This is a genomic window from Streptomyces sp. DT190 (assembly GCF_049846985.1).
Classification (GTDB): Bacteria; Actinomycetota; Actinomycetes; order Streptomycetales; family Streptomycetaceae; genus Streptomyces.
Genome location: NZ_JBNCNM010000010.1, coordinates 137,998 through 163,229 on the forward strand (window position 1 = coordinate 137,998; position 25,232 = coordinate 163,229).

General features: G+C 74.0%; 15 protein-coding genes. 11 read left to right on the top strand and 4 right to left on the bottom strand.

Annotated elements, in window-relative coordinates:
- Nucleotides 1–153: 153 nt before the first annotated feature.
- Together gltB and ACPXCS_RS19560 are read left to right on the top strand one after the other, a co-directional pair.
- Entirely contained in the window at nucleotides 154–4,761 is a 4,608-nt protein-coding gene (gene gltB, locus ACPXCS_RS19555; RefSeq protein WP_425945506.1) for a glutamate synthase large subunit, read from the top strand.
- Nucleotides 4,754–6,217, top strand: coding sequence for a glutamate synthase subunit beta (locus tag ACPXCS_RS19560; RefSeq protein ID WP_425945507.1), 1,464 nt, complete (start codon nucleotides 4,754–4,756; stop codon nucleotides 6,215–6,217). The genes gltB and ACPXCS_RS19560 overlap by 8 nt, the downstream gene beginning before the upstream one ends.
- Nucleotides 6,218–6,319: 102 nt before the next feature.
- Here the strand turns inward: ACPXCS_RS19560 and ACPXCS_RS19565 are convergent, their stop codons facing one another.
- The 3 genes from ACPXCS_RS19565 to ACPXCS_RS19575 are packed head-to-tail and all read right to left on the bottom strand — an operon-like array spanning nucleotide 6,320 to nucleotide 13,384.
- The gene (locus ACPXCS_RS19565) at nucleotides 6,320–7,309 is read right to left on the bottom strand and encodes an ABC transporter ATP-binding protein (protein WP_425945508.1); all 990 of its coding nucleotides are present in this window, start codon (nucleotides 7,307–7,309) and stop codon (nucleotides 6,320–6,322) included.
- A complete protein-coding gene (locus tag ACPXCS_RS19570) occupies nucleotides 7,309–10,038 on the bottom strand; it encodes an ABC transporter permease (RefSeq protein WP_425945509.1) in 2,730 nt (909 codons plus the stop codon). The genes ACPXCS_RS19565 and ACPXCS_RS19570 overlap by 1 nt, the downstream gene beginning before the upstream one ends.
- Before the next feature lies 1 nt (nucleotide 10,039).
- Nucleotides 10,040–13,384, bottom strand: coding sequence for an FtsX-like permease family protein (locus ACPXCS_RS19575; RefSeq protein ID WP_425945510.1), 3,345 nt, complete (start codon nucleotides 13,382–13,384; stop codon nucleotides 10,040–10,042).
- A 138-nt stretch (nucleotides 13,385–13,522) separates the two neighbouring features.
- Between ACPXCS_RS19575 and ACPXCS_RS19580 the strand changes: the two genes are divergently transcribed.
- From ACPXCS_RS19580 to ACPXCS_RS19590, 3 genes are all read left to right on the top strand, one after another.
- The gene (locus ACPXCS_RS19580; protein ID WP_425945511.1) at nucleotides 13,523–14,254 is read left to right on the top strand and encodes an ABC transporter ATP-binding protein; all 732 of its coding nucleotides are present in this window, start codon (nucleotides 13,523–13,525) and stop codon (nucleotides 14,252–14,254) included.
- A 62-nt stretch (nucleotides 14,255–14,316) separates the two neighbouring features.
- Nucleotides 14,317–15,051, top strand: a complete 735-nt coding sequence (locus ACPXCS_RS19585; protein ID WP_425945512.1) for a vWA domain-containing protein — start codon at nucleotides 14,317–14,319, stop codon at nucleotides 15,049–15,051.
- A 101-nt stretch (nucleotides 15,052–15,152) separates the two neighbouring features.
- Nucleotides 15,153–16,808 carry a cytochrome b gene (locus ACPXCS_RS19590; protein ID WP_425945513.1) on the top strand — a complete coding sequence of 552 codons (1,656 nt, stop codon included), beginning with the start codon at nucleotides 15,153–15,155 and terminating at the stop codon, nucleotides 16,806–16,808.
- Between the two features lie 96 nt (nucleotides 16,809–16,904).
- Here ACPXCS_RS19590 and ACPXCS_RS19595 read toward each other — a convergent pair whose 3' ends face one another.
- Nucleotides 16,905–17,789 carry a hypothetical protein gene (locus ACPXCS_RS19595; RefSeq protein ID WP_425945514.1) on the bottom strand — a complete coding sequence of 295 codons (885 nt, stop codon included), beginning with the start codon at nucleotides 17,787–17,789 and terminating at the stop codon, nucleotides 16,905–16,907.
- A 121-nt stretch (nucleotides 17,790–17,910) separates the two neighbouring features.
- On the opposite strand from ACPXCS_RS19595, the gene ACPXCS_RS19600 reads away from it, so the two are divergent.
- The 6 genes from ACPXCS_RS19600 (at nucleotide 17,911) to ACPXCS_RS19625 (ending at nucleotide 25,222) form a co-directional block, all read left to right on the top strand.
- A complete protein-coding gene (locus ACPXCS_RS19600) occupies nucleotides 17,911–18,360 on the top strand; it encodes a GNAT family N-acetyltransferase (RefSeq protein ID WP_425945515.1) in 450 nt (149 codons plus the stop codon).
- A gap of 44 nt (nucleotides 18,361–18,404) precedes the next feature.
- On the top strand, nucleotides 18,405–18,755 hold the full coding sequence (locus tag ACPXCS_RS19605) for a chorismate mutase (protein ID WP_425945516.1): 351 nt from the start codon (nucleotides 18,405–18,407) through the stop codon (nucleotides 18,753–18,755).
- Nucleotides 18,756–18,921: 166 nt separating this feature from the next.
- Entirely contained in the window at nucleotides 18,922–19,467 is a 546-nt protein-coding gene (locus ACPXCS_RS19610; RefSeq protein WP_425945517.1) for a response regulator, read from the top strand.
- A 67-nt stretch (nucleotides 19,468–19,534) separates the two neighbouring features.
- The gene (gene pepN / locus ACPXCS_RS19615; RefSeq protein WP_425945518.1) at nucleotides 19,535–22,033 is read left to right on the top strand and encodes an aminopeptidase N; all 2,499 of its coding nucleotides are present in this window, start codon (nucleotides 19,535–19,537) and stop codon (nucleotides 22,031–22,033) included.
- 373 nt (nucleotides 22,034–22,406) lie between these two features.
- Nucleotides 22,407–23,804 carry a pyridoxal phosphate-dependent decarboxylase family protein gene (locus ACPXCS_RS19620; protein WP_425945519.1) on the top strand — a complete coding sequence of 466 codons (1,398 nt, stop codon included), beginning with the start codon at nucleotides 22,407–22,409 and terminating at the stop codon, nucleotides 23,802–23,804.
- Nucleotides 23,804–25,222, top strand: a complete 1,419-nt coding sequence (locus ACPXCS_RS19625) for a lysine N(6)-hydroxylase/L-ornithine N(5)-oxygenase family protein (protein WP_425945520.1) — start codon at nucleotides 23,804–23,806, stop codon at nucleotides 25,220–25,222. Before ACPXCS_RS19620 ends, ACPXCS_RS19625 begins: the two co-directional genes overlap by 1 nt.
- Nucleotides 25,223–25,232 lie beyond the last annotated feature (10 nt).

Sequence of the window (25,232 nt, forward strand, 5' to 3'; positions counted from 1 at the left end):
GCGAGCCCACGGTGTCCGCATGCTGGAACGGGTTATCCCGGTTCCCGAGAACCGCTCCATCATGTAACCTGCACGAAATTTTGCGATCACGCAGAGGGCCAACGTCGTCCCTCGGCACATGCCACATGCCACATGACGACGACGGGAGAGCCGATGCGTACGCCGCGCCAGCCGTCCCAGCATTCCGCGAATGGCCAGAACTGGTCGTTCATGGATGCTCGCCCTGCTGCGCAGGGTATGTACGACCCCCGCAACGAGCACGACGCCTGCGGCGTCGGCTTCGTCGCCACCCTCACCGGCGAGGCGTCCCACACCCTGGTCGAGCAGGCTCTGACCGTCCTGCGCAACCTCGAACACCGCGGTGCCACCGGCTCCGAGCCCGACTCGGGCGACGGCGCCGGCATCCTGTCGCAGGTCCCGGACGCCTTCTTCCGTGACGTGGCCGGATTCGAACTCCCCGAGGCCGGTGCCTACGCGGTCGGCATCGCCTTCCTGCCGGAGGACTCCACCGCCGACGCCGTCTCGCGCATCGAGACGATCGCCGCCGACGAGGGCCTCACCGTCCTCGGCTGGCGCGAGGTCCCGGTCGCGCCCCAGCTGCTGGGCGCCACCGCCCGGTCGACCATGCCGGTCTTCCGCCAGATCTTCGTCGCGGACGGCGCGGACGCGCCCGCCACCGGCATCGCCCTCGACCGCAAGGCCTTCGTGCTGCGCAAGCGCGCCGAGCGCGAGGTCGGGGTCTACTTCCCGTCGCTGTCGGCGCGCACGATCGTCTACAAGGGCATGCTGACCACCGGCCAGCTGGAGCCCTTCTTCCCGGACCTGTCCGACCGCCGCTTCGCCTCCGCGATCGCGCTCGTGCACTCCCGGTTCTCGACGAACACCTTCCCGTCGTGGCCGCTGGCACACCCGTACCGCTTCGTCGCGCACAACGGCGAGATCAACACGGTCAAGGGCAACCGCAACTGGATGGTGGCCCGCGAGTCGCAGCTGGTGTCGGACCTGTTCGGCTCCGACGGCAAGGCCATCGACCGGATCTTCCCGATCTGCACCCCGGACGCCTCCGACTCCGCCTCCTTCGACGAGGTCCTGGAGCTCCTGCACCTCGGCGGCCGCTCCCTGCCGCACTCCGTGCTGATGATGATCCCGGAGGCGTGGGAGAACCACGACTCCATGGACCCGGCCCGGCGCGCCTTCTACCAGTTCCACTCCACGATGATGGAGCCCTGGGATGGCCCCGCCTGCGTCACCTTCACCGACGGCACCCAGGTCGGCGCGGTCCTCGACCGCAACGGCCTGCGCCCCGGCCGCTACTGGGTCACCGACGACGGCCTGGTCGTCCTCGGCTCCGAGGTCGGCGTCCTGGACATCGACCCGGCCAAGGTCGTCCGCAAGGGCCGCCTGCAGCCCGGCCGCATGTTCCTCGTCGACACCGCCGAGCACCGCATCATCGAGGACGACGAGATCAAGGCCGAGCTCGCCGCCGAGAACCCGTACGCGGAGTGGGTGGAGGCCGGCGAGATCGAGCTGTCCGACCTGCCCGAGCGCGAGCACATCGTGCACACCCACGCCTCGGTCACCCGCCGCCAGCAGACCTTCGGTTACACCGAGGAGGAGCTGCGCGTCATCCTCGCGCCGATGGCCAAGGCCGGCGCCGAGCCGATCGGCTCGATGGGCACCGACTCGCCGATCGCCGCGCTGTCGGACCGCCCGCGCCTGCTCTTCGACTACTTCACGCAGCTGTTCGCGCAGGTCACCAACCCGCCGCTGGACGCCATCCGCGAGGAGCTCGTCACCTCCCTGCGCTCGTCGCTGGGTCCCCAGGGCAACCTCCTCGACCCGAACGCGGCCTCCTGCCGCAGCGTCCTGCTGCCCTTCCCGGTCATCGACAACGACGAGCTGGCCAAGCTCATCCACATCAACGCCGACGGCGACATGCCCGGCTTCAAGGCCGCGACCCTGTCCGGCCTGTACCGGGTGCACGGCGGCGGCGACGCGCTCGCCGCGCGCATCGAGGAGATCTGCGCCGAGGCCGACGCGGCCATCGAGAACGGCGCCCGCCTGATCGTCCTGTCGGACCGCCACTCCGACGCCGAGCACGCGCCGATCCCGTCGCTGCTGCTCACCGCGGCCGTCCACCACCACCTCATCCGCACCAAGCAGCGCACCCAGGTGGGCCTGCTGGTCGAGGCCGGCGACGTCCGCGAGGTCCACCACGTGGCCCTGCTCATCGGCTACGGTGCCGCCGCCGTCAACCCGTACCTGGCGATGGAGTCCGTCGAGGACCTGGTCCGCGCCGGCACCTTCCTGCCCGGCATCGAGCCGGAGCAGGCCATCCGCAACCTCATCTACGCCCTCGGCAAGGGCGTGCTGAAGGTCATGTCCAAGATGGGCATCTCCACCGTCGCCTCCTACCGCGGCGCCCAGGTCTTCGAGGCCGTCGGTCTCGACGAGGCCTTCGTCGCCAAGTACTTCAACGGCACGGCCACCAAGATCGGCGGCGTCGGCATCGACGTCATCGCCAAGGAGGTCGCCGCCCGGCACGCCAAGGCCTACCCGGCCTCCGGCATCGCCCCGGCGCACCGCGCGCTGGAGATAGGCGGCGAGTACCAGTGGCGCCGCGAGGGCGAGCCGCACCTGTTCGACCCGGAGACGGTCTTCCGCCTGCAGCACTCCACGCGCTCCGGCCGCTACGACATCTTCAAGAAGTACACCGAGCGCGTGAACGAGCAGTCCGAGCGGCTGATGACGCTGCGCGGCCTGTTCGGCTTCAAGTCCGACCGGAAGCCCATCCCGATCGACGAGGTCGAACCGGTCTCCGAGATCGTCAAGCGCTTCTCCACGGGCGCCATGTCGTACGGCTCCATCTCGCAGGAGGCGCACGAGACCCTCGCCATCGCCATGAACCAGCTGGGCGGCAAGTCCAACACCGGTGAGGGCGGCGAGGACCCGGAGCGGCTGTACGACCCGGCGCGCCGGTCGTCCATCAAGCAGGTCGCCTCCGGCCGCTTCGGTGTGACCTCCGAGTACCTGGTCAACTCCGACGACATCCAGATCAAGATGGCCCAGGGCGCCAAGCCCGGCGAGGGCGGCCAGCTGCCCGGCCACAAGGTCTACCCCTGGGTCGCCAAGACACGGCACTCGACGCCGGGCGTCGGCCTCATCTCGCCGCCCCCGCACCACGACATCTACTCCATCGAGGACCTCGCCCAGCTGATCCACGACCTGAAGAACGCGAACCCGCAGGCGCGGATCCACGTGAAGCTGGTCTCCGAGGTCGGCGTCGGCACGGTCGCCGCGGGTGTCTCCAAGGCGCACGCGGACGTCGTGCTCATCTCCGGCCACGACGGCGGCACGGGTGCCTCCCCGCTCACCTCGCTGAAGCACGCGGGCGGACCCTGGGAGCTCGGGCTGGCCGAGACCCAGCAGACGCTGCTGCTCAACGGCCTGCGCGACCGCATCGTGGTGCAGACCGACGGCCAGCTCAAGACGGGCCGCGACGTGGTCATCGCCGCGCTGCTCGGCGCCGAGGAGTTCGGTTTCGCGACCGCGCCGCTCGTCGTCTCCGGCTGCGTCATGATGCGCGTCTGCCACCTGGACACCTGCCCGGTCGGCATCGCCACGCAGAACCCGGTGCTGCGCGAGCGGTACAACGGCAAGGCCGAGTACGTGGTCAACTTCTTCCAGTACATCGCCCAGGAGGTCCGCGAGATCCTCGCCGAGCTGGGCTTCCGCTCCATCGAGGAGGCCGTCGGCCACGCCGAGGCCCTCGACGTCACCCGCGCGGTCGACCACTGGAAGGCGCAGGGCCTGAACCTGGAGCCGCTGTTCCACGTGCCCCAGCTGCCCGAGGGCGCGGTCCGCCACCAGCTGATCGCCCAGGACCACGGCCTGGAGAAGGCGCTCGACAACCAGCTGATCAAGCTGGCCGCCGACGCCCTGGCCGCCTCGGACGCCACCGAGGCCCAGCCGGTCCGCGCCCAGGTGCAGATCCGCAACATCAACCGCACGGTCGGCACCATGCTCGGCCACGAGGTGACGAAGAAGTTCGGTGGCGCGGGGCTCCCCGACGACACCATCGACATCACCTTCACCGGCTCCGCCGGCCAGTCCTTCGGCGCGTTCGTGCCGCGCGGCGTCACGCTGCGCCTGGAGGGCGACGCCAACGACTACGTCGGCAAGGGCCTCTCCGGCGGCCGGATCGTCGTCCGCCCGGACCGCGCGGCCGACCACCTCGCCGAGTACAGCGTCATCGCCGGCAACACCATCGGCTACGGCGCCACCGGCGGCGAGATGTTCCTGCGCGGCAAGACCGGTGAGCGGTTCTGCGTCCGCAACTCCGGCGCGACGGTCGTCTCCGAGGGCGTGGGCGACCACGGCTGCGAGTACATGACCGGCGGCCACGCGGTGGTGCTCGGCGAGACGGGCCGCAACTTCGCGGCCGGCATGTCCGGCGGCATCGCCTACGTGATCGACCTCGACCGGGACAACGTCAACGTCGGCAACCTGGACGCGATCCAGGCGCTGGACGACACCGACCGGCAGTGGCTGCACGACGTGGTCCGCCGCCACCGGGAGGAGACGGGCTCCACCGTCGCCGAGAAGCTGCTGGCCGAGTGGGACACCGCCGTCGAGCGCTTCAGCAAGATCATCCCCAGCACGTACCAGGCAGTGCTCGCCGCCAAGGACGCCGCCGAGCGAGCCGGTCTCTCCGAGACCGAGACCCACGAGAAGATGATGGAGGCGGCGATCAATGGCTGACCCGAAGGGCTTCCTGAACCACGGGCGCGAGGTCGCCAGGTCCCGCCCCGTCGAGGAGCGCGTCAAGGACTGGAACGAGGTCTACGTCCCCGGCTCCCTGCTGCCGATCATCAGCAAGCAGGCCAGTCGCTGCATGGACTGCGGCATCCCGTTCTGCCACAACGGCTGTCCGCTCGGGAACCTCATCCCCGAGTGGAACGACTACGCCTACCGCGAGGACTGGGCGGCCGCGCAGGAGCGCCTGCACGCCACCAACAACTTCCCGGAGTTCACCGGCCGCCTGTGCCCCGCTCCGTGCGAGTCGGCGTGCGTGCTCGGCATCAACCAGCCGCCGGTCACCATCAAGAACGTCGAGGTCTCGATCATCGACAAGGCGTGGGAGACCGGGGACGTCGCCCCGCAGATCCCGGAGCGCCTGTCCGGCAAGACCGTCGCCGTCGTCGGCTCGGGCCCGGCGGGACTCGCCGCCGCCCAGCAGCTGACCCGGGCCGGCCACACCGTCGCCGTCTACGAGCGCGCGGACCGCATCGGAGGCCTCCTCCGCTACGGCATCCCCGAGTTCAAGATGGAGAAGCGGCACATCAACCGCCGTATCGAGCAGATGCGCGCGGAGGGCACCCGCTTCCGCACGGGCGTCGAGATCGGCCGCGACCTGAAGGCCACGGACCTGAAGAAGCGCTACGACGCGGTCGTCCTGGCCGTCGGCGCGACCACGGCCCGCGACCTGCCGGTGCCCGGCCGTGAACTCAAGGGCATCTACCAGGCCATGGAGTACCTGCCCCTGGCCAACAAGGTGCAGGAGGGCGACTTCGTGGCGCCCCCCATCACGGCCGAGGGCAAGCACGTCGTGGTCATCGGCGGCGGCGACACCGGCGCGGACTGCGTCGGCACCGCCCACCGCCAGGGCGCGGCCTCCGTGACGCAGCTGGAGATCATGCCCCGCCCGAACGACGACCGGCACCCGATCAACCAGCCCTGGCCGACCTTCCCCATGCTGTACAAGGTCACCTCGGCCCACGAGGAGGGCGGCGAGCGCGTCTACTCGGTCTCGACGACCCACTTCGAGGGCGACGAGGACGGCAACGTCCAGTGGCTGCACCTCACCGAGGTGGAGTTCATCGACGGCAAGCTGACGCCGAAGCCGGGCACCGAGCGCAAGATCCCCGCCCAGCTGGTGACGCTGGCGATGGGCTTCACGGGCACCGACCGCGAGAACGGCCTGGTCGAGCAGTTCGGCCTGGAGCTCGACGAGCGCGGCAACATCGCCCGCGACGCCGACTGGCAGACCAACGTGCCGGGCGTGTTCGTCGCCGGTGACGCCGGCCGCGGCCAGTCGCTCATCGTCTGGGCGATCGCGGAGGGCCGCTCGGCCGCGAAGGGCGTCGACCGGTTCCTGACCGGTGCCAGCGACCTGCCGGCCCCGATCCGCCCGACGGACCGTGCGCTGATGGTCTGACGCGCACCCACCCGAACGTCCCGCACAAAGGCGTGCGGAACACCGACGGCGCCTGCCCCACTGTCCCCGACCGGACGACCGGGCAGGCGCCGTCGCACGTCCTCAGCCGGTGCGCCGCCCGCCGCTGCTGCCGCCGTCGCCGTGCTCGTCGGGCCACACCTGGACGTGGTCCTCCTCCAGCTCCAGCAGCACCCGGTCCCGCATGCCCAGGGCCGCCGTGTACTCGGCGGGCAGCTGCAGGCGGCCCGCGCGGTCGAGCATCGCGTACTCGCGGGAGACCAGGGACTCCCGGCCGCTCTCGTCGACCTCCGTGCGGCGCAGGACCTCCGTGGAGGTGCGGCCGTCGCGGATCGCCACCGTGCGGCGGACCTCGCCGGCGACCGCCTGGTCGTGCGTGACGACGACGATCGTCGTGCCCAGTTCCTCGTTGGCCCGGCGGAACGCCGCGAAGACCTGCCGGCCGGTCGCCGAGTCCAGCTCGCCGGTCGGCTCGTCGGCCAGCAGCACCGCGGGGGCGTTGGCCAGGGCGACGGCGATCGCGACGCGCTGCTGCTGGCCGCCGGACAGCTGCCGCGGCCGCCGGTCGGCGCAGTCGGCGACGCCCAGCAGGGACAGCAGCTCACCGGCCCGCGCGGCCCGCTCGCGCCGCGGGCGGCCCGCCAGTTGCAGGGGCAGGGCGACGTTCTGCGCCGCCGTCAGATACGGCAGGAGATTGCGGGCCGTCTGCTGCCAGACGAAACCGACCACCTCACGCCGGTAGCGCAGCCGCGCCCTGGCGTCCATCGTCAGCAGGTCGCGGCCCGCGACCCGCGCGGAGCCGGCGGTCGGCACGTCCAGGCCCGCGAGGATGTTCATCAACGTCGACTTGCCGCTGCCGGACGCCCCCACCAGGGCCAGCAACTCGCCCTCGCGCACCAGCAGATCGAGGCCCTGGAGCGCCTGCACCTCCACGGCGTCCCCGCCGCCGCGCTTGGCGAAGATCCGCACCAGCCGGTCGCAGGCGATCAGGGCGTCGTGCCCGTAGGCGGGCCGGTCGCGGTGGTGCGCCGCCCGCCGCTCCAGCTCCGCGAGGGAATCGGTCGTACCGCTCATCACATGTCTCCCGCCCTGAGGTGAGTGAGGGGTGTCCGGCGCCCCGCCCACCAGGCCTGCGCGACGGCCACCGCCCCGGCCAGCAGCACCGTGACCGCGGCCGGCAGCACCAGGGCCCACGGGTCGGTCCGCAGCACCGCACCGCCCGGCACCGTGCCGCCGGTCACGCCGGACAGGGCGAGCCGGTCGAGGTCGACGCCGGGGGCGAGCAGCCGTATCGCGGCCCAGCCGACGGCCATGCCCCCGCCGGCCGCGAGCAGGGCCTGCGGCAGCGCCTCCAGGCCGAGCAGCCGCCGGCCCTGGCGGGTCGTCAGGCCCAGGGTGCGCAGCAGGGCCAGCAGCGCGGCGCGCTCCGGCGCGGTCCGCAGCAGGCCGAGCACCAGGGCGAGCACGGCGTATCCGGCGCCCGCGGCGACGGCCCAGACGTAGATGCGCTCGGCGCCCGCCTGCAACGGGGAGTCGGACAGCGCCGCGCGTTCCTCGCCGCGCAGGGTCACCAAGAGGCCGGCCCCGGCGCCGCGCACGGCGGTCCGCAGCGCCTTCGCGTCGAGTCCGGCACCGGCCGCCAGCAGGGTCGTCGGGCCGCCGAGACCCTTCAGGCCGGCCGCGTCGACCAGCAGGAACTCGCCCTCCGGGACCGCCGGGGTGCGAGGGACCACGGCGGTGATCCGCACGGTGACGGCTCCGCCGTCGGTCACGATCCGGCGCGGTGCCCGCCCGAACCGCTCGGCGACCCCGGGCGGCGCGACGGCACCCAGCACGCCGTCAGCGGACCGCAACCGGTCCGCCGGGAACCCCCCGAGCCCGGTCCGCCGGGCCACCCCCGCGTACGAGTCCGGCTCCACCCCGACCACGGGCAGCGAGCGCGACTCGTCGGACGCGCGCTCCGCGGCGTACGCGAAACCCACGGCCGTGACCTGCCGTACGCCCGGCACCTCACCCACCGCCCGGGCCAGTCCCGGCGGGAGCGGCGTGCCGTCGGCCGTGTCCAGCCGTGCGTCCGCGCCCGTGGCCAGCAGCGCGGCGCGGTCGCGGGCGTCCGACACGCCCGCCAGCACCGACCCCCCGAACGCGGCCGTCGTCAGGGCGGTCAGCAGGGCGAGCAGCGGCAGTGCGGCGACCGCTGCCGGTGCGCGGCCCGCGCGGGCCAGCGACAGGAACCCCACCGCGCCGCGCAGCCGCCGGGCCGGGCCGGCGGCCCACCGCAGCGGCAGCGGGTACAGCCGTACCAGGACCAGCGCGGCCACCAGCCCGACGAGCACCGGCGCGGCGCTCACCAGCAGGTCGCCGGGGCCTTCCGTGCCGCGGCGGCGCAGCGCCGCCACCGAGCCGACGGCCAGCACCAGCACGGTCAGTTCGGCGACCGTGCGGCGCCCGCCCCGCCCGGCGTGGACGAGGTCGTCGCGTTCCCGGTGCGCCCGCGGTGCGCGGTGCGCCACCATCGCGCGCACCGGAAGCACCGCGCAGGCGAGCAGGGTCACGGCCCCCGCCCCGAGCACGGCGGGCAGCGGCCGGCCCCCCTCCACCACCAGCAGGGCGAGCAGCAGACCGCAGACGGCCGCGGGCACCGCCGGCACCGCCGTCTCGGCCAGCAGCCGCCCGGCGATGCCGCGCAGGGAGCCGCCCCGGGCACGCAGCAGGGCGAGCTCGGCGTCGCGGCGGGCGGCGGCCAGACCCCCGCTCATCACCAGCACGACCACGGCGACCGCGGCGATCCCGAAGGCGGCGACGGCGACCACCGGCGTGATCGCGTCCCGGGCCGCCGCGTACGCGCCCACCACCTGCTCCAGGCCGGTGGACAGCTGCGCGGTCGGGCCGGCGACCCCGCGCATCGACACCAGGCCGGGCCCGTCCTCCAGCGAAGCCACCGCCGAGACCAGCGCCGGGGCGTCCGCCCCGGTGAGCCGCCCGGTCGCGGGCGCGAACCGCCAGTACCGCTCCGGCTCGCCCTGACCGCCGAGCAGCGCGGGCGCGGCCCCCGGAGCGAGCAGGACGCCCGCCTCCCAGTAGAACTGCGGCGGCCGGCCGGTGGTGCTGACCAGTCCTGGTGTGCGCAGGACGGACTCCGCCGACCAGTAGCTGCGCTGCGGATGCCGGGGCTCGACCACGCCGGTGATCCGCACGGTCAGCGGCCGGTCCGGATAACCGGCCAGGGTGAGCGTCGACCCGGCTCGCAGCCCCAGGGCGCGGGCGGTCTCGCGGGTCACGGCGCCCTCCACCGCCCTGGTGTCCACCCCCACCCGGCCGGCGGTGGGCAGCCGCCCCTCCCGCACGGTGGCGTGGGCGGCCGCTCCGGACTGTGCGAGCAGGGTGAAGCGCGGCGGCAGTCCGTCCGGCCGGGGCAGCGCGACGTCCAGCCCTTCCAGGCTCCTCGCGGTCCGCACCCCGTACGCCGACTGGGCCGGGTCCGCCCGCAGCGGCGCGGGCAGCAGCGCCCGCGCCCGGGCGCCGACCGCCGCCAGGGCCTCCGGGCGGACCGCCTCCGCCCGGGCCGCCTCGGGCCGTTCGAGCCCGGGCGGGGGCGACTTCAGCTCCAGCACGCCGGCCTCGGGCGCGGCCCCGGCGACGGCCTCGCGCAGCCCGTCCGTCTCATACGCCTCGACCGCCCGGGGCAGGGCGGCCGCGAGGAACGCCGTGACCAGGACCAGCACCGCGAGGGCGACGGCCGGCCAGGGCGCGGTCCGCAACCGGGTCCGCACCCAGGGCGCGCTCCGCGTGGGCGACGGCATCTCAGTCCTCCCCCTGGTGGCGGAGCACGACCGCCGGTTCGGCACGGCGCAGCGCCGACGCGATGGTGATCAGCAGCAGCGGCACGGCCGTTCCCGCGACGAGCAGGGCCAGCCGGGCCGGCGGGAGTTCGACGAGCACCTGCGGCACCGGCCGCGCGGCGCCGGAGGTCAGCACGATCAGCGGCACGACGGCCCGGGTCAGCACCGCGCCGAGTCCGAGCCCGGCGAGCAGACCGGCACCGACGAGCAGGCTCTGCTCGGTCGCGACGAGCCGGGCGAGGTCACGGCGGGGCGTGCCCAGGGCGCGCAGCACCGCGAACTCCGCGGACCGCTCGCGCCGCGCCCCGGCGGCGCTCACCGCGAACCCCCCGGCGGCGAGCGCCACGGCGGCCACCGCCACCGCCGTCAGCGCCGAGCGCGGCCCGGCCCCGAGCGGGTCCCGCAGCAGCTCGGCCGCCGTCTCGTCGCGCACCAGCACCTGCCCCGCCGCGAGGTCGGGGCGCCCGCGCAGGCCGGCGGCGACCTCGGCGGCCTTGCCGGGCGCGGTGCTCACCCACCATTCGGTGGGGGAGAGCGGCGCGCTGGCCCGCCCCGCCAGCACGGCGTCGACGGCCCGCAGATCGAGCAGCAGCGCCCCGCCGTCCCTGCCTTGCGCGTCGTGCCCGTCCAGGCCGGTGGCCGTGGTCGGCAGTGCCTCGACCGACCGGACGATCCGCACCCGCAGCCGCTCCCCGGACAGCGGCACGTCGATGGTGTCGCCCGGCCGGGTGCCCGCAGCCCGCAGGAAGTCCCGGGTCGCGACGGCGGACAGGGTCCGCGGCACCGCGTCCCCGGCGGTGGAGACGCGGACGCTGTAGACCGGAGCGGTTCCGGTGCTCGCGTCGGCGTCGGCACCGGTCGCGTACGTCACGGTCAACGGCGCGGTGCCCGACCCGTCCGGCCGCACGGCGGAACGGGCGAGGACCTCGCCGTTGTCCGTGACGGCCAGGTCGCCGCGCCAGCGGGTCCCGGCGGGCACGGGCACGGCCCGCGCGGAGCCGTCGCGGCCGGTGGCCAGCAGCCGTTCGACGGTGAGCCGGTGCGTCTCGGGGCGGGCGGCGGGCGCGGTGTCGTCGAGCTGCACGCCGGTGAGCCGCAGTGGCCCGGCCGGGGCGGCCCGGCGGCCCGCCGCCGTCACGTCCAGGTCCAGCGTGAGCCGGTGCACCCGGCCGTCCACCGGGACGGTCCCGGCGCCCAGCCGGTAGCCGATGCCGAACCGGTCCTCGACGACCGCGGTGAGCACGGGCGCGCGCTCGGAGGGCGAACGTCCCGTCCGGGCCCGCACGTCGCCGATCCGCACGTCGAGGGCGAGCCGCCGGGTGCCGCCGGGCAGCAGCACGGCACGGTCGTGGTCCGGGGCGGGCGGAGCCAGGTGGCGCAGCAGCCGCTCCGGGGACTCGTCGGCGAGATCGCCGCGCATCAGCATCCCGTCCCGGGCGTGCGCGGTGTCCAGGGCGAGCACCGTCGCCTCCCGGTCGCCGGACAGGGACAGGGAGGTGCGGTGCGCGGGAGCGGCGTCCCGGGCCCCCGGCAGCGCGGCGTACAGACCGGTCTGGCCGGGGCTGCCCGGCCGCTGGTCGATCACGCGTACGTCCGCGCCCGTGCGGAAGTCGGCCTGGTCGTCCTGCGAACGGTCCCAGGAGGCGCCGTGCCCGATCGCCAGCATCCCGGTCGCCACGGCCACGACCAGCAGCAGCACCGGACCGGCCCCGCGCAGCGGCCGCCGGCTGAACTGCCAGCCCGCCAGCGCGGCCGGCAGCCCGCGCCCCTTCGCGGACCGCCGCTCCGCCAGCCGGGCCGCGAGCGGCAGCAGCCGCAGCGTCAGGACCGTGCCGGCCAGCAGCGCCAGCGCGGGCGCCGCGACGAGCAGCGGATCGATGCCCAGCTCACCGGCCCGGTCGCGGCTGAGCACCCCGCCGCCGCTCGCGTCGGTCTGCCGTTCCAGCTGCCAGTACGCCACGCCCGCGATCAGCAGCAGCCCCACGTCGGCTCCCGCCCGCACGGGTGCGGCCGTCGTGGCGGCACGCACCCGCCGCAGCCGTACCGCCGCACCGGCCGTCGCCGCCAGCGCGGGCGCCACGACCGCCGCCGCGCACACCACGGCCACCCCGCCCGCGACCAGCCACACCCCGCCCGACGGGGCGGTGTCGAGCCGCAGCCCGATCCGGTCGAGCGCGGACCACCGGGCCAGCAGCCGGGCCAGCGGGCCGGACAGCAGCGCCGCGCAGAGGGCGGCGGGCACCGCCAGCAGCAGCGCCTCCAGCGCCGCCAGCCCCACGATCCGGCCGCGCGAGGCGCCCCGGGCGCGCAGCAGCTCGGTCTCGCCCGCCCGTTCGCTGCCCAGCAGCCGTGCCACCAGCAGCAGCGCGTACCCGGCGAGCAGCACCAGCTGCACGGAGACGATCATCAGTGTGGAGCGGGACACCAGCAGGGCCCGCTCGGTCCGGTCGAGCACCTCGGGCAGCCCGGTGCGCACGTCCGCGTCGCCCCCGAGCGCCGGCTCCTCGCGCAGCGCCGCGGCCCCGCGGACGGTCGCCGCGCGGAGCGCGCCGATGCCGTCGGTCGTGAAGGTCCGGTAGTCGGCCGTCGCCACCCAGCCGGTGCCGTCCTCGGAGGCGCGGCCGGAGGCCAGCACCGACGCGTCCGCGAGCAGCGGCCCGAAGGTCGTGAAGGCGACGGTGCGCACGCCCTGGCCGCCGAGCGAGTCGACCTGCCAGTACGGATCGGAGCCGTCGGCCACCCGGTACACGCCGGTGACCCGGACCCGGAGCGGTGCGCCGCCCAGCCGGTCGGTGAGGGTGAGCCGCGCACCGGCCCGCAGCCCCAGCCGCTGGGCGGCCGTCTCGGGCAGGGCCACGGGGACCGCGGCGGTACGGGCCACCGGGGCCGGGCCGGGCAAGGCCCCCGACACCAGCCTGATCCGTGACCGGTCCAGGGCGGCGAGGAGCGTCAGGTCGGGTTCCCCGGCGCGGCCGTCGGCGTCCTGGAGGGAACGGGGCAGCGCGTACGGACCGGAGCGTTCCAGGCGCCGCACGGTCACCGGCAGCCCGCCGAACGACTCCCGCGCCGCGCGCGCCACGGCCCGCTGCGCCGCCTCCCGCCGCTCCCGGGGCACGTCCGCCTCCACGACGAGGGACGCGGAGGCCGCCGACCGGCCGCTCAGGGTGGAGCGCAGGGCGGCGTCCCCGACGGAGGCGGAGAAGGCCGTGAGGGAGGCGAGCACCGAGGTGGTCAGCACCACGGCGAGCAGGGCGGCCGTGAGGAGCAGCCGATGCGCCCGCAGGCGCAGCAGCAGTATGCCCGTCACGCTTCCCCCACCCGATGGCCGAGCCGCAGTGCTTCCAACTGGGCATGCATATCATGGACTTACCGGCCCGGCACATGCGTTCGAACCGGGGTCGTTCCGCTCTTGACCGTCCCGACCGGTTCCGTATGGGATGCGGTGATGACCGAGAACACCAGCCCGGTATCCGGTGCCGCCCTCGCCGACGACACCCCCGGCGAGCCGATGCTGCGGGTGCAGGACCTCCACCACTCCTACGGCACGGGAGCCGCGGCCGTGCACGCGCTGCGCGGGGTCTCCTTCACCGTCCGGCGTGGCGAGCTGGTCGCCCTCAAGGGCCGGTCGGGCTCCGGCAAGTCGACGCTGCTCCATGTGATCGGAGGCCTCGACGCGCCGCAGGGCGGCCGGGTCGTCCTGGACGGCACCGACCTGTCGGGGCTGAGCGAGAGCGAACTGCTGGAGCTGCGCCGCGACCGCATCGGTTTCGTCTTCCAGTCCTTCGGGCTCATCCCCATCCTCACCGCCGCCGAGAACGTGGGCGTGCCGCTGCGGCTGCGCCGGGCCGAGCCGCGCGAGCGGGAGGAGCGGGTGGCGCTGCTGCTGGCCCTGGTGGGCCTCACCGGCCACGAGGCGCAGCGGCCCGCCGAGCTCTCCGGCGGGCAGCAGCAGCGGGTCGCCATCGCCCGGGCCCTCGCCAACCGCCCGGCCCTGCTGATCGCCGACGAGCCGACCGGGCAGCTCGACGCCGCCACCGGTCTGGCGGTGATGGAGCTGCTGCGGGCGGTGGTCCGCAGCGAGGGCGTCACGGCCCTCGTCGCCACCCACGACCCCCAACTCCTCACCCTCGCCGACCGCGTGCTGGAACTGAGCGACGGCGTGGTCGTCGAGCAGTGAGGACGGAGCGGTCGTCGAGCGACGGGGACGGAGCGGTCGTCGAGCGATGAGAGAGTGACGCCATGGCCGCGATCAGTCTGAGCAAGGTGCAGGAGACCGCCCCCGCGCTGGTGGACCTGTACAAGAGCGCCGGGGTGTCCCTCACGAAACACGGGCTGGACGGGCTGCGCGCCGCGGTCTACCTCGTGGTCGACCACTCCGGCTCGATGAAGCCCTACTACAAGGACGGCAGCGTGCAGGCGCTGGCCGACCGGGTGCTCGGGCTGTCGGCGCACCTCGACGACGACGGCACCGTGCCCGTGGTGTTCTTCTCCACCGACGTCGACGCCGAGACGGAGATCGCCCTGGCCGGCCACCAGGGGCGGATCGAGCGGATCGTGGCCGGGCTCGGGCACATGGGGAAGACCAGCTACCACGCGGCCATGGACGCCGTCATCGACCACTACCTCGACAGCGGGACGGCCGCGCCCGCCCTGGTCGTCTTCCAGACCGACGGCGGACCCGTCAACAAGCTCGCCGCGGAACGCTATCTGTGCAAGGCGGCGAGGCTTCCGCTGTTCTGGCAGTTCATCGGCTTCGGCGACCCGCGCAGCAAGCAGTTCGACTTCCTGCGCAAGCTCGACGAGCTGGCCGTGCCCGGCAGACGGGTCGTGGACAACGCCGGGTTCTTCCACGCGGGCGAGGACCCGCGCCGGGTCTCGGACGGCGAGCTGTACGACCGGCTGGTGGGGGAGTTCCCCAAGTGGCTGGTGGCCGCCAGGGCCGAGGGCATCGTGCGGGACGCCGGCCGCCGCTGAGCCGCCCGCTCGCCCCCTTGGCCCAGCCGACCCTCGCCCCCGTTGGCGTCGCCGGGCAGCCGTGCCACGCTGGGAGGGATCCGACGGGGAGGCGACGACGCATGGGCGACGACGGCGCACGACGGGTGTACGGGACGGCCTCCGCCCGCAGGGCAGCCCCCGCGGGCCGGGGCGAGAAGCTCGCCGACTGGGCGGACGGCCGGCTGGGGCTCTACGCGCTGGCCAAGGCCAACATGCGCAAGGTCTTCCCGGACCACTGGTCCTTCATGCTGGGCGAGGTCACCCTCTACAGCTTCGTCGTGCTGATCCTCACCGGCGTCTACCTCACCCTCTTCTTCGAGCCGAGCATGCAGGAGGTCGTCTACCAGGGGTCCTACACGGAACTCAACGGCGTCCTGATGTCCAGGGCGTTCGAGTCCACCCTGGACATCAGCTTCGACGTGCGCGGCGGTCTGCTGATCCGGCAGATCCACCACTGGGCGGCCCTGGTCTTCATCACCGGCATGCTGGTGCACATGATGCGGGTGTTCTTCACGGGCGCCTTCCGCAAGCCGCGCGAGCTCAACTGGGTGTTCGGCTGGACCCTGCTGATGCTCGGCATCATCACCGGCCTGACCGGCTACTCCCTCCCCGACGACCTGCTGTCCGGCACCGGGATCCGCTTCGCGCACGGCGCGATCCTGTCGATCCCCATCGTCGGGACCTACCTGGCGTTCTTCCTCTTCGGCGGGGAGTTCCCGGGCGACGACATCATCTCGCGCCTGTTCCCGGTCCATGTGCTGCTGCTGCCCGGGATCATGCTGGGCCTGGTGGCCGCCCACCTGATCCTGGTCTTCTACCACAAGCACACCCAGTTCCCGGGGCCCGGACGCCAGGAGCGGTCGGTCGTCGGGATGCCGTTCCTGCCCGTCTACATGGCCAAGGCGGGCGGCTTCTTCTTCCTCGTCTTCGGCGTGCTGACGGTGATGGGCGCCATCGCCCAGATCAACCCCGTGTGGGCCTTCGGCCCCTACCGGCCCGACCTCGTCACCACCGGCGCCCAGCCCGACTGGTACCTCGGCTTCTCCGAGGGACTGATCCGGGTGATGCCGGGATGGGAGATCAATCTCTGGGGCCACACGCTCGTCCTCGGCGTGTTCATCCCCTTCTCGCTGTTCCCGCTGATCCTGCTCGCCCTCGGGGTCTATCCCTTCGTCGAGGCGTGGATCACCGGCGACAAGCGCGAGCACCACATCCTGGACCGGCCGCGCAACGTGCCCGTCCGCACCGGCCTGGGCGTGGCCTGGCTGACCCTGTACGCCGTGCTGCTGATCGGCGGCGGCAACGACATCGTCGCCACCCATCTGCACCTGTCCATCAACGCCATCACCTGGTTCGTGCGGATCGGCGTCTTCGTGCTGCCGGTCGTCGCCTTCCTCGTCACGAAGAAGATCTGCATGGGCCTGCAGCGCCGCGACCGCGCCAAGGTCCTGCACGGCAGGGAGACCGGGACCGTCAAGCGGCTGCCGACCGGCGAGTACGTCGAGGTGCACGAGCCGCTCGCGCATGCGGAACTGTTCACCCTCACCCAGCACGAGCAGCACCCGCCGTACGCGGTCGGACCCGAGGTCGACGCCGGAGGCGTGCGGCGCAGGGTCAAGCGGTCCCAGCGGCTGCGGGCCCGGCTCGCGCACGCCATGTTCGGGCCCGACGCGCGGATCGAGAAGCCCACGGTGGAGGAGTACCGGGAGATCACCAGCGGCGATCACCGGCACTGACGACCAGGCCCGGCACTCCCCGGGTGAGCCCCGCCCCCGGCGGTGCGCAGCGCCCGGCCGGTCCGGAACCCCGGCCCACCCTTCACGCACGGCGCCCTACGTGTCGCACTCCAGCACGCTCCGGCACAACGCGCACCGCGCCCGGACCCGTCCCTTCACCGGCACCCTGATCCGCTGGTGGCACGTGGGGCACGGGAACGACACGCGCAACCGTCCGCCCGCGTCCGGCGAGAACGCGTAGTGCACCCCCGGCTGCGGCCCCGCCGGGGCGTGCCGCCGGTCGCGGGCGTACCGCCGCCGCCCGGCCCACCCCGCCGCCGTCAACGGCGGCTGCTGCCCGTCCCGCCGGGCCAGCTCCCTGCCCCGCTCGTACGCCCGGTAGGCCTGCGCGCTGGTGAACCACACCGACGGGTCCTCGCCGAACACCAGCGCCCGTTTGGCCAGCACGTAGCCGAACTCCTCCGGCGTGAGGTACCCCAGCTTCTGCGACGACGCCCCGTCCTCCCGGTAGGCGTCCAGCAGCAGCCACCCCGCGCCCAGGTACGTCGTCGCCGTGTCCGTCAGGATCTCGTTGTCCCGCACGCCCGGGAAGGACAGGTCCAGGCGGTGCAGGTACACATGGGTCACCTCGTGCGCCAGGGCCGCCCCGATGTCCCGCCGATGCGTACGGAACCGGTCGTTCAGCTCCACGAAGTACTCCGGCCCCGCCGCCAGCTCGACGTTCGCCGCGTGCCGCATCTCCCGGAAGCTCACGATCAGCCGGGCGTCCGGCAGCCGGTAGTGCCGCACCAGCTCGTGCGCCACCCGCTGCGCCCCCATGTGCAGGTCGTCGGTGTCGCAGAACGCCACGTCGGCGGGGAGCACACTGGTCGCGAAGGTCTGGATCGTGTCGTACGACAGGCGCCTGTACAACGCCGTGATCGCGGCCCGCACCGTCTCCAGGTGCGGGTAGCCGTGTTCCACCTGCCCGTCGTTCGCCACGCCTCACCCCCAGACGCCCGGAACCCGGTTCCACTGTACGAGGGCCGGGTGAGCCGCGGACGGGTCCGGCCGCGGCGAAAACCGGTCGTCGCTCCCCGGGGCCGCTGGCAGAATCCGGGCCGTGACCGGTGAACAGCGCTCCGTCGCCGCGCTGCGCGTGGGCGGCCAGGACGACGACCTCGAGAAGCGGCTCGACGACGAGCTGACCGCCTTCAACACCGCCGCCGCGGGCGGGGCCACCACCGAGCCCCTCTCCGTCCGCGTCACCGACGGGACCGGCGAGCTGGTCGGCGGGCTCACCGCCTGGACCTGGGGCACCCTGTGCTCGGTCGACATGCTGTGGGTGCGTGACGACCAGCGGCACGCCGGCTGGGGCAGCCGGCTGATGCGCGCGGCGGAGACGGAGGCGGCCCGCCGCGGCTGCACCGACATGATCGTCTCCACGTACAGCTTCCAGGCGCCCGGGTTCTACCCCCGCCTCGGCTACCGGGAACGGGGCCGGATCGAGGGCGTGCCCGGCGGCCACGAGGACGTCTGCTTCCACAAGCGGCTCACCGCGGCCGAGGTGTGAGACGGCCCGCTGCCGTCCCGCCGGATTCCGTAGGCTGACGCCCCATGACCACCAGCAACACCCGCACCGGCGACGCCGACCCCGCCGTCCGCGAGGAGCTCGCCCGGCTGCGCGACAGCATCGACAACATCGACGCCGCCGTCGTCCACATGCTCGCCGAGCGCTTCAAGTGCACCCAGCAGGTCGGCCATCTCAAGGCCGAACACCAGCTGCCGCCGGCCGACCCGGCGCGCGAGGCCCGCCAGATCGCGCGGCTGCGCGCCCTGGCCGAGAACGCCAAGCTGGACCCGGCCTTCGCCGAGAAGTTCCTGAACTTCATCGTGGCCGAGGTCATCCGCCACCACGAGCGCATCGCGGACGAGACCCTCAACGGCGCGGCCCCCACCGGCAGCTGACCGCGCGGCGGCCCGGTGCCCCCGACCGCCGGTATCCGGCCACGGGGGGAGTGACACGGCGGCCCGCACGGGGCATGCTGCGCTGTGCACAGCAGGTCAGCTGACGAGCACTGCCCGTCAGTGTCCCGCACTACTCTGGTCCTCCACGAGGGAGGGGCGCCGGGCCATGCCGTCGGACACCAGGATCCTCATCGTCGACGACCACGAGGACACGCTGTACGCGCTGGAGAGCGCGCTGGCCCCGCTGGGATACCAGCTCAGCCGGGCCACCAGCGGCGACGAGGCACTCAAGCAGGTCCTGCGCGGGCAGGTCGGCCTGCTGCTGCTCGACGTGCGCATGCCCGGCGTCAGCGGCCTGGAGGTCGTGCGCTACATGCGGCGCGTCGAACAGACCCAGCACATCCCGGTGCTCCTGCTCACCGGCTTCGGCGCCGACCAGGAACTGACCACCGCCGCCTTCGGCCTCGGCGTCGCCGACCTCGTCATGAAACCCGTGGACCCCTGGGCCCTGCGCACCAAGGTCCGCTACCTCTACGACGCCCACCAGCGTCACCTCGCCCTGCAGCGCGAGGTACGGCGGCTGCGCACCCTCGTCCGGGAGCACACCGACGCCACCCCGCGCCCGCCCCGCCTGCCGCATCCGGACGCACGCGTGCCGTCCCAGCGGCCCATGGGGGCGCACGCCGGGGAGCTCGAAAAAGACCGCACCTAGAGCGGACATTCCGCACGTACCGATCCGCCTCTGTGCCTTGCCGGTGCCATCAGGCAGCATGTCACGCATGTCCGTACTGACGCGCGACGAAGCGCAGACCCGTGCAGAGCTCCTCGACGTCCGCCGCTACACCATCGAACTGGACCTGACCGGCGGGGACGAGACCTTCGACTCCCACACCGTGATCGCCTTCAGCGCGCGCACGGACGGTGACACCTTCGTCGAGATCAAGCCCGCCGAGCTGCGCTCCGTCACCCTGGACGGACACCCCCTGGACCCGGAGGCCCTGGACGGCAACCGGCTGCCCCTGAAGAACCTCACCGCCGGCGAGCACGAACTGCGCGTCCACGCCGCCATGCGCTACTCCCGCACCGGCGAGGGCATGCACCGCTTCACCGACCCCACCGACGGCGAGACGTACGTCTACACGCAGCTGTTCCTCGACGACGTCCAGCGCGTCTTCGCCGCCTTCGACCAGCCCGACCTCAAGGCCGTCTTCGAGCTGTCGGTGCGGGCCCCGCAGGAGTGGACCGTCCTCGCCAACGGCGTCACCGAGCACACCGGCGACGGCCACTGGCGGGCCGCCCCCACCCCGCTGATCTCCACCTACCTCGTCGCCGTCGCCGCCGGCCCCTGGCACTCGGTGCGCACCGAGCACCGCGGCCTGCCCTTCGGCCTGCACTGCCGCCGCTCCCTGGCGCCCTACCTGGACGCCGACGCCGAGGAACTCCTCGACGTCACGCGCGCCTGCTACGACCGCTACCACGAGAAGTTCGACGAGCCCTATCCCTTCGACTCCTACGACCAGGCCTTCGTCCCCGAGTTCAACGCGGGCGCCATGGAGAACCCCGGACTCGTCACCTTCCGCGACGAGTTCGTCTACCGCTCCGCCGTCACCGACACCGAGCGGCAGACCCGCGCCATGGTCATCGCCCACGAGATGGCCCACATGTGGTTCGGCGACCTCGTCACCCTCAAGTGGTGGGACGACATCTGGCTCAACGAGTCCTTCGCCGAGTACATGGGCTACCAGACCCTCACCGAGGCCACCCGCTTCACCGACACCTGGACCGACTTCGGCGTCACCCGCAAGTGCTGGGGCTACGACGCCGACCAGCGCCCCTCCACCCACCCCGTCGCCCCCGAGGCCGTCGACGACACCGCCTCCGCGCTGCTCAACTTCGACGGCATCTCCTACGCCAAGGGCGCCAGCGCCCTGCGCCAGCTGGTCGCCTGGCTCGGCGAGAAGGACTTCCTCGCCGGCATCAACACCCACTTCGCCCGGCACCGGTTCGCCAACGCCACCCTCGCCGACTTCATCGACTCCCTCGCCGGCGCCACCGAACGCGACGTCCACGCCTGGGCCGACGCCTGGCTGCGCACCACCGGTGTCGACACCCTCACCCCGCACATCGCCCCCGGCGACCACGGCACCTGCGCCCTCACCGTCGACCGCGCCGGCAGCCGCCCGCACCGCATCGCCGTCGGCCTGTACGACCGGGACCTCGGCGACGACGGCGGCCACCTCGTGCTGCGCGAACGCCGCCACCTGGACCTGCCGCAGGACGAAGCCCACCCCATCGGCAAGCGCCCGGCGCTGCTCGTGCTGAACGACGCCGACCTCAGCTACGCCAAGGTCCGCTTCGACCCGGAGTCCTTCGAGACCGTCCGCAAGGACCTGTCCGGGCTGCCCACCCCGCTGACCCGCGCGGTCGTCTGGAACGCCCTGCGGGACGCCGTCCGCGACGGTGAACTCGCCCCGGGCGCCTACCTGGAGACGGCCCGCGCCCACCTCCCCCTGGAGACGGACCTCGCCATCGTCCAGGGCGTGCTGGCCTTCGCCGCCACCGACATCGCCGACCACTACCTCACGCCCGAGGAGCGGCCCGCCGCCCTCGCCACCCTGTCCGAGCTGTGCCGCGACCTCATCCGCCGCACCGAGGACGGCGACAACCCCGGCCTGCGCCTGATCGCCGTACGCCACCGCATCGACGTGGCCGCCCACCCGGACACCATCGCCGCCTGGCTCGCCGACGGCACCGTCCCCGGCGGCCCGGAGCTCGACCCCGAGCTGCGCTGGCGCGTCCTCGCCCGGCTCGCCGTGCTCGGCGCGACCGACGAGGCCGCCATCGCCGCCGAGCTGGACCGCGACCCGAGCGCCACCGGCCAGGAAGGCGCCGCCCGCTGCCGGGCCGCGCTGCCCGACCCGGAGGCCAAGGCCCGCGCCTGGGAGGCGATGTTCGGCTCCGACGACCTGTCGAACTACCTCTTCTCGGCCACGGCCCGGGGCTTCTGGCAGCCGGAACAGGCCGATCTGGTGCGGGAGTACGTGCCGCGCTACTACGCCGACGCGGTCGGCGTCGCCGAGCGCCGCGGCCCCGCCATCGCCGTGGCCGTCGGCCGAGAGGCCTTCCCCGCCCACGCCGTCGACGCGGACAACCTCCGCCTGGGCGAGGAGTGCCTGCGCGACGCGGAACCGACCCCGGCGCTGCGCCGCAAGCTGGTGGACCAACTGGACGACCTGCGGCGGGCGCTGCGCGTCCGCGAAGCCGGAAGGACCACCTGAGCCCCGACCCGACGACACCCCGCCGGTCCCGGTGAACGGGGCCCAGGACCGGCGCCGGCGCAGGGCGGGAGACCCCTCCTGCCGATGCGACGGGGGCGCCGCGCGGCGCTGCTGAACCGCGGGACGCCCGGGGAGGGGCTCAGGGGTGCCGCCCGGGGCGTCGCCGTCGCCGGCCCCCTCGCCCGGCGTGCGGGCGAACGGCCGGCAACCGGGCGGAGGCTCCCGTCCAGCCCCGGGGCGCGAGAGCCCCGGAACAGGGCGCCTCAGCCCCGAGCCGCCCGACCCACGCGTTTTCCCCCACAGACGTACCTCCGCCCTCCCTCGGTCGTTGGGCTCTTCGGGCAGTGCCGCCCCGCGCCCCGGAGGTCAGCCCATGAGCAGTCCGCCCCTCGCCTCGGGCCCCGAAGGCCCCCACGCCCTGCGGCCGTTGCTCGCCACCGTGCTCGACGCGCTGGACGCCGGTGCCCGGGCGCGCGGTGGGCCGTTGCCCGCCGGTGGGCCGGACGCCGTCGCCGCGCGGCTGCGGGAGGCGGTGGGGGAGATCCTCCCCGAGCAGGGCGACCCGCACGCCGTCCACACCCTGGTCCGCGCCTTCGCCGAAGGCGCCGCCGACCCCGCCCACCCCCTGTGCGCCGCCCACCTGCACTGCCCGCCCCTGGCCGTCGCCGCGGCCGCCGACCTGGCCGCCTCCGCCCTCAACCCGTCCCTGGACTCCTGGGACCAGGCCCCGGCGGCCTCCGCACTGGAGGCCATGGTCACGCGGCTGACGGCCCGCGAGGTCTACGGCACCGACCCGGCCCGCACCCCCGACGCCGTCGTCACCACCGGCGGCACCGAGTCCAACCAGCTCGCCCTCCTCCTCGCCCGCGAGGCGCACGGCGGAGCCGTCCGGCTCGTCACCGGCGCCAACGCCCACCACTCCCTGCCCCGCGCCGCCTGGCTGCTCGGACTGCCCGCCCCCGCCGTCGTCCCCGCCCCGGCCGGCACGCTCGACCCCGCCGCACTCGCCGAGACCCTCACCCACCTGACCGGGCCGGTGCTCGTCGCCGCCACCGCCGGCACCACCGACGCCGGACTCATCGACCCGCTGCCCGAGATCGCCGCCCACTGCGCGGCCCACGGCGCCCGGCTGCACATCGACGCCGCCTACGGCGGAGGCCTCCTCCTCAGCGACCACCACCGCCCCCGGCTCACCGGACTCGACGCCGCCGACACCGTCACCCTCGACCTGCACAAACTCGGCTGGCAACCGGCCGCCGCAGGGCTCCTCGCCGTCCGCGACACCCACGACCTCACCGCCCTGCGGCACCGCGCCGACTACCTCAACGCCGCCGACGACACCGACGCCGGCCTGCCGGACCTGCTCGGCCGCTCCCTGCGCACCACCCGCCGCCCCGACGTCCTCAAACTCGCCGTCACCCTCAAGACCCTCGGCCGCGCCGGCCTCGGCGCCCTCGTCGACCAGGTGTGCGCCTGCGCCCGCGCCTTCGCCGCCCGGATCGAGGAGCACCCCGGCTTCGAGCTGCACGCCCCGCCCGCCATCAGCACCGTCCTGTTCCGGCCCGCGGGCGCCCCCGACGCCACCGTCGCCGCCGTGCGCCGCGCACTGCTCACCGACGGCCGCGCCGTCCTCGGCCGGGCCCGCCTCGACGGCCGGCTCTGGCTCAAGGCCACCCTCCTCAACCCCGCCACCGGGCCCGACGACCTGACCGCCCTGCTGCACCTCGTGGCGGAGAGCCGAGCGACACTCGTGGAAGGACACACCCCCTGATGAACCCCGCGCCCCCTGAGCACCCGGAGCCCGCCGCCCCCCGCGACCTCGTCGGCATCGGCATCGGCCCCGCCAACCTCTCCCTCGCCGCGCTCGCCCGGCCGCTGAGCGACCTCGACGCCGTCTTCTACGAGCAGCGCCCCGCCTTCGCCTGGCACCCCGGCCTGCTCATCGAAGGAGCCACCCTCCAGGTCCCGTTCCTCGCCGACCTGGTCACCCTCGCCGACCCCACCAGCCCCTGGACCTTCCTCAACTACCTCAGGTCCCGTGAGCGGCTCTTCCCCTTCTACTTCGCCGAGCGCTTCCACATCCAGCGCGCCGAGTACGACGCCTACTGCCGCTGGGTCTCCCGGAGCCTTCCGGGCCTGCACTTCGGCCACCAGGTCGACGCCGTCCGCTGGAACCCCGAACGCGACCTGTTCGAGGTCGACTTCACCCAGCTCGACGGCGACGGCGAGGCCGAAGCCCTCGGCCGGACGTACACACGCAACGTCGTCCTCGGCATCGGCACCGAGCCCCACGTCCCCGAACCCCTCAAGCCCCTCGTCGAGGCCCCGGGCGTGCCCGTCGTGCACGCCGCCGACTACCTCGACCACCGCGCCGCCCTGCTCGCCGCCGAGCACGTCACCGTCGTCGGCATCGGCCAGTCCGGCGCCGAGGTCTTCCTCGACCTGCTGCGCAACCGGCCCGCCGGGCGCGAGAAACTGCACTGGCTGGGCCGCACCGAATCCTTCGCCCCCATGGAGTACTCCAAGCTGGGCCTGGAGCACTTCACCCCCGACCACACCCGCTACTTCCACGCCCTGCCCGAATCCGCCCGCGACCGGCTCGTCGCCGGGCAGTGGCAGCTCCACAAGGGCATCGACGCCGGCACCATCGCCGCCATCCACGACGAGCTCTACCGCCGCACGCTGCACGGCGGCTGGCCCGACGCCGTCCTCACCCCGGGCGTCCACCTCCGCACCGCCGGCCGCGTCGCGACGACCAAGGTGGAACTGCACCTGGAACACGGCCTGCAGAACAGCCGCTCCCGCCTCACCACCAACGCCGTCGTCCTCGCCACCGGCTACCGCGAACGCCCCCTCGACCGCGTCCTCGCCGGCCTCGACCCCTACATGCGCCGGGACAGCCAGGAGCGGCCGCGCATCGACGAGGACCACCGGCTGATCCTCGACCCGTCCGTCTCCGGCTCGGTGTACGTCCAGAACGCCGAGACCCACACCCACGGCGTCGGCACGCCCGACCTCGGCCTCGTCGCCTGGCGCGGCGCGGTCATCCTCAACTCCCTGACCGGCAGGGAGGCCTACGGACTACCGCGCCGCACCGCCTTCACCAGCTTCGGCCTCACCCAGCGGCAGCAGGTGCCGCCGCCCCGCGAGGCACCGGCCCTGATCCCGCTCGTCGACGACCGGAGATGAGAGGGACCCG

What these genes read in the sequence shown, in the direction of transcription:
- gltB (WP_425945506.1), top strand. Translation starts at nt 154, where the DNA reads ATGCGTACGCCGCGCCAGCCGTCCCAGCATTCCGCGAATGGCCAGAAC.
- ACPXCS_RS19560 (WP_425945507.1), top strand. Translation starts at nt 4,754, where the DNA reads ATGGCTGACCCGAAGGGCTTCCTGAACCACGGGCGCGAGGTCGCCAGG.
- ACPXCS_RS19565 (WP_425945508.1), bottom strand. Translation starts at nt 7,309, where the DNA reads ATGAGCGGTACGACCGATTCCCTCGCGGAGCTGGAGCGGCGGGCGGCG.
- ACPXCS_RS19570 (WP_425945509.1), bottom strand. Translation starts at nt 10,038, where the DNA reads ATGCCGTCGCCCACGCGGAGCGCGCCCTGGGTGCGGACCCGGTTGCGG.
- ACPXCS_RS19580 (WP_425945511.1), top strand. Translation starts at nt 13,523, where the DNA reads ATGACCGAGAACACCAGCCCGGTATCCGGTGCCGCCCTCGCCGACGAC.
- ACPXCS_RS19585 (WP_425945512.1), top strand. Translation starts at nt 14,317, where the DNA reads ATGGCCGCGATCAGTCTGAGCAAGGTGCAGGAGACCGCCCCCGCGCTG.
- ACPXCS_RS19590 (WP_425945513.1), top strand. Translation starts at nt 15,153, where the DNA reads ATGGGCGACGACGGCGCACGACGGGTGTACGGGACGGCCTCCGCCCGC.
- ACPXCS_RS19605 (WP_425945516.1), top strand. Translation starts at nt 18,405, where the DNA reads ATGACCACCAGCAACACCCGCACCGGCGACGCCGACCCCGCCGTCCGC.
- ACPXCS_RS19610 (WP_425945517.1), top strand. Translation starts at nt 18,922, where the DNA reads ATGCCGTCGGACACCAGGATCCTCATCGTCGACGACCACGAGGACACG.
- pepN (WP_425945518.1), top strand. Translation starts at nt 19,535, where the DNA reads ATGTCCGTACTGACGCGCGACGAAGCGCAGACCCGTGCAGAGCTCCTC.
- ACPXCS_RS19620 (WP_425945519.1), top strand. Translation starts at nt 22,407, where the DNA reads ATGAGCAGTCCGCCCCTCGCCTCGGGCCCCGAAGGCCCCCACGCCCTG.
- ACPXCS_RS19625 (WP_425945520.1), top strand. Translation starts at nt 23,804, where the DNA reads ATGAACCCCGCGCCCCCTGAGCACCCGGAGCCCGCCGCCCCCCGCGAC.